This is a genomic window from Pseudoalteromonas neustonica (assembly GCF_001653135.1).
Lineage (GTDB): Bacteria > Pseudomonadota > Gammaproteobacteria > Enterobacterales > Alteromonadaceae > Pseudoalteromonas > Pseudoalteromonas neustonica.
Window position 1 is genome coordinate 25,102 of sequence record NZ_BDDS01000029.1, and the last position, 10,645, is coordinate 35,746.

The following is a 10,645-nucleotide window of genomic DNA, read 5'->3' on the forward strand; positions in this document are numbered from 1 at the left end:
GTAGTAAAAATAGCCATTGTCGCCATAAATGACGACCTACAGGATCGCGGTGCTAGCAATATGTAGGCGTGGGTTTACTCTGCGTAAATGTAAGGGCTGTTGCGGCGGGATAAACCCGCTGCTACGTTTTATTACTTTGCTGTCATTGTGCTTAAAAATCTATTAGCATCTTGCTATGTACTTATTTACAGATACATTATGAAAATAAACTCTTTTGGCGTCGTTGATACGGCGATTCAGCGACCATGCACATATTTTGATGAGCGCCCGAATGATGAAGGTATTTCTTTATTGGTCATCCATAATATTTCTTTACCGGCAGGGCAGTTTGCTACGCCATATGTAGATGATTTATTTATGGGGTGTATTGATCATCAAGCTCACCCTAGCTTTAGTGATTTACAAGGTTTGAGAGTCTCTGCACATTGCTTTATTAAGCGCTGCGGTGAGATAGTACAATACGTACCTTTTAGTAAGCGCGCTTGGCACGCTGGGCGGTCTGAATTTTTAGGGCGCAGCCAGTGTAATGATTTTAGTATTGGTATTGAGCTTGAAGGGACTGATACAACGCCATATACCCAAAACCAATATAATGCATTACAATCCTTAACTAACGCATTGACTAATAAATATTCAGCGATTACTCAGGAGCGAATTGTTGGACATTGTGATATTGCGCCTGGACGAAAAAGTGATCCTGGTGAGAGTTTTGATTGGCAGTTTTATTTTGCCGGACTATTTTAAAAAGCGACAAGCTAAGAGACCGTTATGATTTTAATTTCTATTATTATCGCATTAATTTTAGAGCGCCTTGGTGCGCGATCAAATTATTGGCAAATTAGTCATTATGCACAGGGGTATTTATCTCGTTCTAAAAAGCAACTCAGTGATAAAGGAATGTTTCATTCTGCTCATGGGTTTTTAATTTGGCTTGTACTGCCAGTTATTGCGAGTGCGTTGGTGTATACCTTTTCTGATTTTGTATTATGGCAGTTAGTCGTTAATGTTGTGGTACTGCTTGTGTGTTTTGGCTGTGCTAAGCATCGAGTTTTATATAAATCTTATTTGAATGCTCTTACTCGTGGTGATAGTGAGGCTGCTACTTTGTATGCGTATCAAATGGGACAAAAGCGCACTGAAGATGAAGTTGGGGGAGAGAGCTTTGGGCAAACACTTGCGTGGATCAATTTTCGCTTCTATTGCGCTGTGATTTTTTGGTTTGTAGTGTTAGGTGTCCCCGGTGCAGTACTCTATGCATTAGTGCGTACTTACGGCGATATAGTACGCGAAGATCATAGCGTGGCGTATGCAAAACGGTTTAAGCTTATTCATACTTTATTATTTTGGCTTGATTGGCTACCTGCGAGAATTGCAAGCTTTGGTTATTTAGTAATAGGTAACTTCAATAAAGGAACGAGTTGTTGGTTACGCTATGTACTCGACTTTTCTGTGAGTAATCGTAAAGTTGTAACCAATACGGCATTAGCGGCTGAGCAAATTGAGCAGCAGCACTTTGGTTGTACCTATGAAGCTACGTGTATGGTGAAATTAGTAAAACGAAATGTATTGTTTTATTTGGTGCTAATTGCATTGCTTACTTTGTTTGGTGGCTTAGCGTAAAGAAACAGCTGCTAGGTGTTGTATTTGTTTTGTGGGAACAGGCTTTAGCCGTGATTGTTCTAGGTTTTGTGTTAAAGCCAATCGGCGCTAAAGCGCTCTCCTACGATGGTATATAGCTGGCAGCTTCTTCTCATTTATTCTCTATGTATAAAAGTTTTTTAGGTATTTATTGATAGTAAATAATCGGCTTCTCAGTGTTTAATTATCTGGTCAGACCATTTCGATTTGATATAAAAAACCTTTCCAAACACTCGCTTTACCTCATACTGTTTAATCTTTATGCTAAATGCGTTAGTCTGCTTTACAGGGCTCTGTCGTAGTGAAATTGACAGCAAACACGCTTTTTGATAACGTATGGCACAAATTTGGTATGACCAATTTACCTTTTGCTCCAGTTGCAGGTAGAAAACTATTTTTTAAGTCATTCCTATCACTATTACGGACGTCCATTAATGTCTTTAAAGATTAAAGCAGCAAAACTATCGGATGTTATTTTAGAGCAGCTTGAGAACATGATTCTTGAGGGCTCATTAGCACCAGGTGAAAAACTGCCGCCAGAGCGTGAATTAGCAAAGCAATTTGAAGTATCTCGACCTTCATTACGTGAAGCAATTCAAAAGCTAGAGGCTAAAGGCTTAGTAACACGTCGCCAAGGTGGCGGGACGTTTGTAAAAAATCAGCTAGAAGAAGGGTTGACGGATCCATTATTTGATTTGATCAGCAAGCACCCGGAATCGCAGTTTGATTTACTTGAGTTTCGCCATGCCTTAGAAGGAATTGCCGCATATTATGCCGCACTTCGTGGTACTGGCACCGACTTTGAGAAAGTGAAGCAAAGCTTTGATTATATCGCTTTAGCTGATGTTGATTTACAGCAAAAAGCCAAAGCAATTAATGCGTTTCATTTTAGTGTTGCTGAAGCGTCGCATAATGTTGTGCTATTGCACTTAGTACGTGGCATGCAAGCGCTATTAGAGCAAAATGTATTACAAAATTTAACGGTGTTGTTAGAAAAACCGCATATTAGTAAGCAGTTGGCTCAGCATCGTCGTTTATTAATGGATGCAGTGATTGAAGGGAATCCTGAGCAAGCACGCCTTGCCAGTAATGCTCACTTAGCTTTCATTGAAGAAGCATTATTGGAAGCGGGCAAAGAGCATTCGCGGATTGAACGTAGTTTAAGACGCACCAAACAAAATTAAGTAAAGATTAATAATTTAAGCAAGCACTGACTGTAATATAGCAACGCTTTATACCACAGTGCTTATTAAGAACATTCGTATTTTAAACATAAGGAAACCTCCATATGTCTGAAGTCAATAAAATTGACGTAGACGCGCTAGAAACACAAGAGTGGTTACAAGCTCTTGAATCAGTTGTGCGCGAAGAAGGTGTTGAACGTGCTCAGTTTTTACTTGAGCAAGTATTAGAGCAAGCCCGTTTAGACGGTGTTGATATGCCAACAGGCATTAACACAAACTACGTTAATACGATCCCGGTTGATCAAGAACCTGCTTACCCAGGGGATGTAAACCTTGAGCGCCGTATTCGTTCTATTATTCGTTGGAACGCAATCATGATTGTATTGCGTGCTTCGAAAAAAGACCTCGACTTAGGCGGCCATATGGCGTCTTATCAGTCATCGGCTGCGTTTTATGAAGTGTGTTTTAACCACTTCTTTAAAGCCCCTAATGATGTTGATGGCGGTGACTTAGTTTATTACCAAGGTCACATTTCTCCAGGTATTTATGCGCGTGCATTTGTTGAAGGGCGTTTATCAGCTGCACAGCTTGATAACTTCCGTCAAGAAGTTGATGGTGAAGGCATACCGTCTTACCCACACCCTAAATTAATGCCTGAATTTTGGCAATTCCCTACAGTATCAATGGGCCTAGGTCCAATCGCGTCTATTTATCAAGCGCGATTCTTAAAGTACTTAGATGGCCGTGGCTTAAAAGACACTAAAAATCAACGTGTATATGCGTTTTTAGGTGATGGCGAAATGGACGAGCCAGAATCACGTGGTGCTATTTCTTTCGCTGCGCGTGAAAAGCTAGATAATCTGTGTTACCTAATTAACTGTAATTTACAGCGTTTAGATGGCCCAGTAATGGGTAACGGTAAAATCATCCAAGAGCTTGAAGGCTTATTTAAAGGCGCTGGCTGGAACGTCATTAAAGTAGTATGGGGCAGCGGTTGGGATATCTTACTTGCTAAAGATACTACCGGTAAGTTACTACAATTGATGAACGAAACCATCGATGGTGATTATCAAACATACAAAGCTAAAAATGGCGCGTACGTACGTGAACATTTCTTTGGTCGTTACCCTGAAACAGCGGCACTTGTTGCTGACATGACAGACGACGAGATTTTTGCTCTTAAGCGTGGTGGTCATGAACCATCAAAATTATACGCTGCATTTAAAAAAGCAGAGCAAACAAATGATCGTCCAACGGTTATCCTTGCTAAAACTGTAAAAGGTTACGGCATGGGTGAAGCGGCTGAAGGTAAGAATATTGCGCACCAAGTGAAAAAAATGGACATGTCACATGTGGCACATTTACGTTCACGCTTAGGTTTAGATGATTTAGTGTCTGAAGAGCAACTTGCAGAGCTACCTTATTTAGAACTTGAAGAAGGTTCGCCAGAGTACAAATACCTACATGCTCGCCGTGATGCATTGAAAGGTTACACGCCAAAACGTATTCCTAACTTTACTGAAAAGTTACAGCTACCAGAAGTAGAAGCATTTAAGCCATTACTTGATGAGCAAAAACGTGATATTTCTACCACGATGGGCTTTGTGCGTGCACTTAATATCTTATTAAAAGATAAGGGCATTGGTAAAAATATCGTACCAATTATTGCTGACGAAGCGCGTACGTTTGGTATGGAAGGTTTATTCCGTCAAATCGGTATTTATAACCCGCATGGCCAAAACTATACACCACAAGATCGTGATATCGTTTCTTACTATAAAGAAGCTACATCAGGTCAAGTACTGCAAGAAGGTATCAATGAGTTAGGTGCAATGTCGTCATGGGTTGCTGCTGCAACATCATACAGCACTAACGATTTACCAATGATCCCATTCTACATCTACTATTCAATGTTCGGTTTCCAACGTGTTGGCGACATGGCATGGATGGCAGGTGACCAACAAGCACGTGGTTTCTTATTAGGTGCTACAGCCGGTCGAACAACGCTAAATGGCGAAGGTTTACAGCACGAAGATGGTCACAGCCATATTCTTGCTAACACTGTGCCTAACTGTATCTCTTACGATCCAACCTATGCGTATGAAGTTGCGGTTATCATCCAAGATGGTATTCGTCGTATGTACGGTGAAGATCAAGAAAATATTTACTACTACTTAACGCTAATGAACGAAAACTATGCACAACCTGCTATGCCAGAAGGTGCTGAAGATGGTATTCGTAAAGGTATCTACAAGCTTGAAAGCTACGCGGGTAAAAAAGCCAATGTACAGTTATTAAGCTCAGGTACTATCATGACCGAAGTACGTAAAGCCGCAGCTATCTTAAGTGAAGATTACGGTATTGCATCTGATGTATTCTCTGTAACGTCATTCAATGAATTAACGCGCGAAGGTCAAGATGTTGAACGTTTCAACATGCTTAACCCTGAAGGCGAACAAAAAACTGCGTACATCACGAGCGTCTTAAATGATTCAGTGACTGTTGCCGCAACGGATTACATGAAAAACTACGCAGAGCAAGCGCGTTCGTTTATTCCAAGCAGCAACTATAAAGTGCTAGGTACGGATGGTTACGGTCGTTCTGATAGCCGTGAGAATTTACGCCGTCACTTTGAAGTTAACGCCAGCTACGTAGTGGTTGCTACGTTATCTGAACTTGCTAAACGTGGTGAAGTTGAAAAGTCAGTTGTTGTTGAGGCACTTAAAAAGTTCAACATCGACACTAACAAACTTAATCCACTGTACGCATAAGAGGTTTGCAATGAGTATTGAAATTAATGTACCAGATATCGGTGGCGATGAAGTCGAAGTAACCGAAATTCTAGTGAGCGTTGGTGACAAAGTTGAAGTTGACCAATCATTACTAACGGTTGAGGGTGATAAAGCCTCAATGGAAGTACCCGCTGCACAAGCCGGTACTGTAAAAGAAATTAAAGTAAATGTTGGTGATACGGTCACTACGGGGACTTTAGTATTCTTGTTTGAAGGCGAAGAGAAAGCATCAAGTGCTGCTCCCGCTGAACAAGCAAAAACTGAAGACGCAGCACCTGCTGCATCTTCAGGCTCAACGACTAAAGAAGTTACCGTACCAGATATCGGCGATGATGAAGTTGAAGTGACTGAGATCCTGGTTGCCGTTGGTGACACTGTTACTGAAGAGCAATCAATCTTAAATGTTGAAGGCGACAAAGCAGCGATGGAAGTTCCAGCGCCGTTTGCTGGGACAGTTAAAGAAATTAAAGTGGCTGCTGGCGACAAAGTAAAAACAGGCTCACTTGTGTTTGTTTTTGAAGTAGCCGGTAGTGAACCTGCACCTGCGCAAGCAGAAAAAGCAGCGCCAGCACAAGAGTCTGCGCCTGTACAAAGCTCAGCACCAAGCAGCAAAGAAGTAAACGTACCTGATATTGGTGGTGATGAAGTTGAAGTAACTGAAATTTTGGTTGCTGTTGGCGACAGCGTTACTGAAGATCAATCAATCTTAAACGTTGAAGGCGACAAAGCGGCAATGGAAGTACCAGCACCGTTTGCAGGTACTGTTAAAGAGATTAAAGTAGCCGCAGGCGATAAAGTATCGACCGGTTCACTTATCTTTGTATTTGAAGTTGCCGGTAGTGCACCTGCTGCATCTGCACCAGCAGAAAAAGCCGCTCCAGCACCTGCAAAAGCAGAGTCAGCACCCGCGCCACAAGCAGCACCGGCAAAAGCCAGCAATGAAAGCTTTGAAAACAACAGCGCGTATGCACATGCATCGCCAGTTGTACGTCGTTTAGCGCGTGAGTTTGGTATCAACCTTGCAAACGTGAAAGGCTCTGGCCGTAAAGGTCGTGTTGTTAAAGAAGACGTGCAAAACTATGTGAAAAACCTAGTTAAGCAAGTTGAGTCAGGTCAATTATCTGCAAGTAAAGGTAATGCTGACGGCGGTGAGCTTGGTTTAATTCCATGGCCAAAAGTTGATTTTGCTAAATTTGGTGAGATTGAAGAGAAGAAACTTTCTCGTATTCAAAAGCTATCGGGTAAAAACTTACACCGTAACTGGGTGCAAATTCCTCATGTTACTCAGTTTGATGAAGCTGATATCACCAGTCTTGAAGTCTTCCGAAAAGAACAAAATGCGCTTGCAGAGAAGAAAAAGCTAGGTGTTAAAATCACCCCGCTGGTATTTGTAATGAAAGCAGCAGCAAAAGCACTTGCTGAGTTCCCTACATTTAACTCTTCACTTTCTAATGATGGCGAAAGCTTAATCCTTAAAAAGTACATCAACATCGGTGTTGCGGTTGATACACCTAACGGTTTAGTTGTGCCAGTATTTAAAGATGTTGATAAAAAAGGCATCATTGAATTATCGCGCGAGCTGATGGAAGTATCGGTTAAAGCACGTGACGGCAAACTAACTTCGTCTGATATGCAAGGTGGTTGTTTTACAATTTCAAGCTTAGGCGGGATTGGTGGTACAGCCTTTACGCCAATCGTAAACGCGCCAGAAGTTGCTATTTTAGGTGTATCTAAGTCTGAAATGAAACCGAAATGGAATGGCAAAGAGTTTGAACCAAAATTAATGGTTCCACTTTCAATGTCATACGACCATAGGGTGATTGACGGAGCATTAGCTGCACGCTTTACTGTCACTCTTGCAAGTTACATGAGCGATATTCGCCAATTAGTAATGTAAGCAATTGGTGCATGTAGCTAAATAAATAGAATCAAATCCCAGCCAGTTGTTTTTTGCTGGGATTTTTACCATTTGCAATGATACAATCTTTGCACAAAGATCTGCTCTGATTTTCTGCCTTGCAGAAACTTGGCAGTTAAACTTTAGGGCAGTGTCCCGTTCAAACAATTAAGGTAATAGCATGAGCAACGAATTAAAAACTCAAGTTGTTGTACTAGGCGGTGGTCCTGGTGGTTACTCTGCAGCTTTCCGTGCTGCTGACTTGGGCTTAGAAGTTACATTAGTAGAATCTCGCGATACATTAGGCGGCGTATGTCTTAATGTTGGTTGTATCCCTTCAAAAGCACTTTTACACGTAGCTAAAGTAATTGATGATGCAGCAGCAATGGAATCTCATGGTGTTACTTTTGGCGCACCAAAAATTGACTTAGACCAAGTACGTTCTTGGAAAGATTCTGTAATCGGTCAGTTGACTGGTGGCCTAGACGGCATGGCTAAAATGCGTAAAGTAAAAGTGGTTTACGGTTATGGTAAATTCACTGGTAGCAACACTATCGCTGTTGAAGGTGCTGATGGCGCAACAACTATCACGTTCGATAATGCTATTATTGCAGCGGGTTCTCAGCCTGTTAACTTGCCTTTCATTCCACAAGATGACCGTGTAATTGATTCAACTGGCGCATTAGAACTTAAAGATGTACCAGAGAAACTACTTGTATTAGGTGGTGGTATTATTGGTCTTGAAATGGGTACTGTGTATCGTGCATTAGGTTCTGCAATCGATGTTGTAGAGTTTGCTGATCAATTAGTGCCTGCTGCCGACAAAGACATCATTAAGATTTACCAAAAATACGTGAGCAAAAAGTTCAACGTAATGTTATCAACTAAAGTTGTTGGCGTTGAAGCGAAAGACGATGGTCTTTATGTAACGTTTGAAGGTAAAAATGCACCAGCAGAGCCAGTACGTTATGACAAAGTGCTTGTAGCAGTTGGTCGTACACCAAACGGTAAATTACTTGATGCTGACAAAGCGGGCGTTAATGTTGATGAGCGTGGCTTTATTAATGTTGATAAGCAGCTTAAAACAAACGTTAGCAACATATTTGCAATTGGTGACATTGTTGGTCAACCAATGCTTGCACATAAAGCGGTTCATGAAGGTCATGTTGCTGCTGAAGTTATCTCAGGTCAAAAACACTTCTTTGATCCTAAATGCATACCTTCAATTGCCTATACTGATCCAGAAATCGCGTGGGTTGGTGTAACTGAGAAAGAAGCAAAAGAGCAAGGCCTAAGCATTGAAACTGCGGTATTCCCGTGGGCTGCATCAGGTCGTGCAATTGCATCTGCTCGTACTGAAGGTTCAACTAAGCTGATCTTTGATAAAGAAAGTGGCCGTGTTATCGGTGGTGCTATGATTGGTATTAACGCAGGCGAAATGCTTGGCGAAATCGGCTTAGCAGTTGAAATGGGCGCAGATGGCGAAGACTTAGCGCTTACTATTCACGCTCACCCAACATTGAACGAATCAATCGGCCTAGCAGCTGAGATTTTTGAAGGTTCAATCACTGATTTACCAAACAAAAAAGCAGTTAAAAAGAAGAAGTAAGTTCTTTTAGTTAATTGTTTAAAAACCCAAGCCTCGGCTTGGGTTTTTTGTTTTGATTATACCCGTCAGCCGTCAGCCGTCAGCCGTCAGCCGTCAGCCGTCAGCCGTCAGCCGTCAGCCGTCAGCCGTCAGCTAAAGATAGGCCTTCTTGACACGTAAGCTGAACTGGGCAAAACTTTGATAGCTGATAGCTGATAGCTGATAGCTGATAGCTGATAGCTGATAGCTGATAGCTGATAGCTGATAGCTGATAGCTGATAGCTGATAGCTGATAGCTGATAGCTGATAGCTGATATCAATTCCCACTGACTTTAGCTATAATACGCGCCGATCAATTTTTAGGTATAAAGCTTGTGATTAACCGCTCTTCTAATTCAGTACTTGCCTTGCGCGCGCAGCAAATTAGCGAATCTCGTCGGGAGTTTAATGCCCGTGGCGGCAAAATGGATCGCTGTGAGCAATGTTTAATTGCAAAGCATTATTGCATTTGTGACGGTGTAGAGCAGGCAAACTGTGAGGCCGCTGTATGTATGCTGATGTACCACAATGAAAGTTTTAAACCTTCTAATACCGGTCGTTTGATTGCTGAAATAGTTCCTGACAATTATGCTTTTCGTTGGGATAGAACCGAGCCCGATCTTAAACTTTTAGCGCTGTTAAATGATCCACAATATCAACCTATGGTGATATTTCCAGCTTCAGATATTGAAAACCCTGCACGAGTTGTTACCGAGGTGGAGCATCAACCAAATAAACGTCCTTTGTTTATCTTTTTAGATGGCACATGGCGCGAAGCAAAAAAAATGATTCGTAAAAGCCCTTACTTAGATAATTTACCTGTGCTGTCGATCACTGCTGACAAGCTATCTGATTATCGCCTGCGTGTTGCCCCTCACGCTCATCAACTTGGTACCGCTGAAGTGGCTATTATGGTATTAGCATTGGCAGGTGAATTAGATGCATCTAATAAACTCGAGCAGCATTTTATGAAGTTTCGCGACGCGTACTTATTAGGTAAGCGCAACAAAGGCCGACCACAATAACGAGTAAATTTAAACGCTGTATACCCAAACCACCTCGAGATGCAGACTTCAGCGTTTCACAGGTGTTTAATATCAAGGCGTTATTTTGTAACAATGGTAGTCCCTTTTAAGAAGTAACAACGATGAGAGTAAGCGTCTGTGAAATGCCCAGCAGGTTGGTTTAAAAGCGATTTATACTGCGTTACTTTTATAAGGGATTGATTTTAATAATAGAACTATTATGACTTGCAATCAATGCCTGCCTTAATCGCTTTTAATTCCAACTGAAACTGCATTTTGAGGTGGCTTGGGTAATAAGAAGTAAACCCGTATTAAAATGCTATGCATAACAATAGCAAAATAGTTTAGTATTTTTTGATAGCTGATAGCTGATAGCTGATAGCTGATAGCTGATAGCTGATAGCTGATAGCTGATAGCTGATAGCTGATAGCTGATAGCTGATAGCTGATAGCTGATAGCTGATAGCTGATAGCTGATAGCT

The 10,645-nt window shown here is 41.6% G+C and carries 7 protein-coding genes; all 7 read left to right on the forward strand.

Going from position 1 to position 10,645, the window contains the following annotated elements; all coding sequences use genetic code 11:
* Positions 1-198 precede the first annotated feature (198 nt).
* The 7 genes from ampD (at position 199) to A7967_RS20945 (ending at position 10,163) form a co-directional block, all read left to right on the forward strand.
* Positions 199-744, forward strand: coding sequence for a 1,6-anhydro-N-acetylmuramyl-L-alanine amidase AmpD (ampD, locus tag A7967_RS20910; protein WP_054203190.1), 546 nt, complete (start codon positions 199-201; stop codon positions 742-744).
* Between the two features lie 24 nt (positions 745-768).
* Positions 769-1,620, forward strand: a complete 852-nt coding sequence (ampE, locus tag A7967_RS20915) for a beta-lactamase regulator AmpE (RefSeq protein WP_064436069.1) — start codon at positions 769-771, stop codon at positions 1,618-1,620.
* A gap of 452 nt (positions 1,621-2,072) precedes the next feature.
* The gene (gene pdhR / locus A7967_RS20920) at positions 2,073-2,822 is read left to right on the forward strand and encodes a pyruvate dehydrogenase complex transcriptional repressor PdhR (protein ID WP_054203087.1); all 750 of its coding nucleotides are present in this window, start codon (positions 2,073-2,075) and stop codon (positions 2,820-2,822) included.
* 104 nt (positions 2,823-2,926) lie between these two features.
* A complete protein-coding gene (gene aceE, locus A7967_RS20925) occupies positions 2,927-5,593 on the forward strand; it encodes a pyruvate dehydrogenase (acetyl-transferring), homodimeric type (protein WP_054203088.1) in 2,667 nt (888 codons plus the stop codon).
* 10 nt (positions 5,594-5,603) lie between these two features.
* Positions 5,604-7,511, forward strand: a complete 1,908-nt coding sequence (aceF, locus tag A7967_RS20930) for a pyruvate dehydrogenase complex dihydrolipoyllysine-residue acetyltransferase (protein ID WP_064436070.1) — start codon at positions 5,604-5,606, stop codon at positions 7,509-7,511.
* A gap of 181 nt (positions 7,512-7,692) precedes the next feature.
* On the forward strand, positions 7,693-9,120 hold the full coding sequence (gene lpdA / locus A7967_RS20935; RefSeq protein WP_054203090.1) for a dihydrolipoyl dehydrogenase: 1,428 nt from the start codon (positions 7,693-7,695) through the stop codon (positions 9,118-9,120).
* A gap of 353 nt (positions 9,121-9,473) precedes the next feature.
* Positions 9,474-10,163: a tRNA-uridine aminocarboxypropyltransferase gene (locus tag A7967_RS20945; RefSeq protein ID WP_054203091.1), complete on the forward strand. Its 690-nt coding sequence runs from the start codon at positions 9,474-9,476 to the stop codon at positions 10,161-10,163.
* The last annotated feature ends 482 nt before the right edge of the window (positions 10,164-10,645 follow it).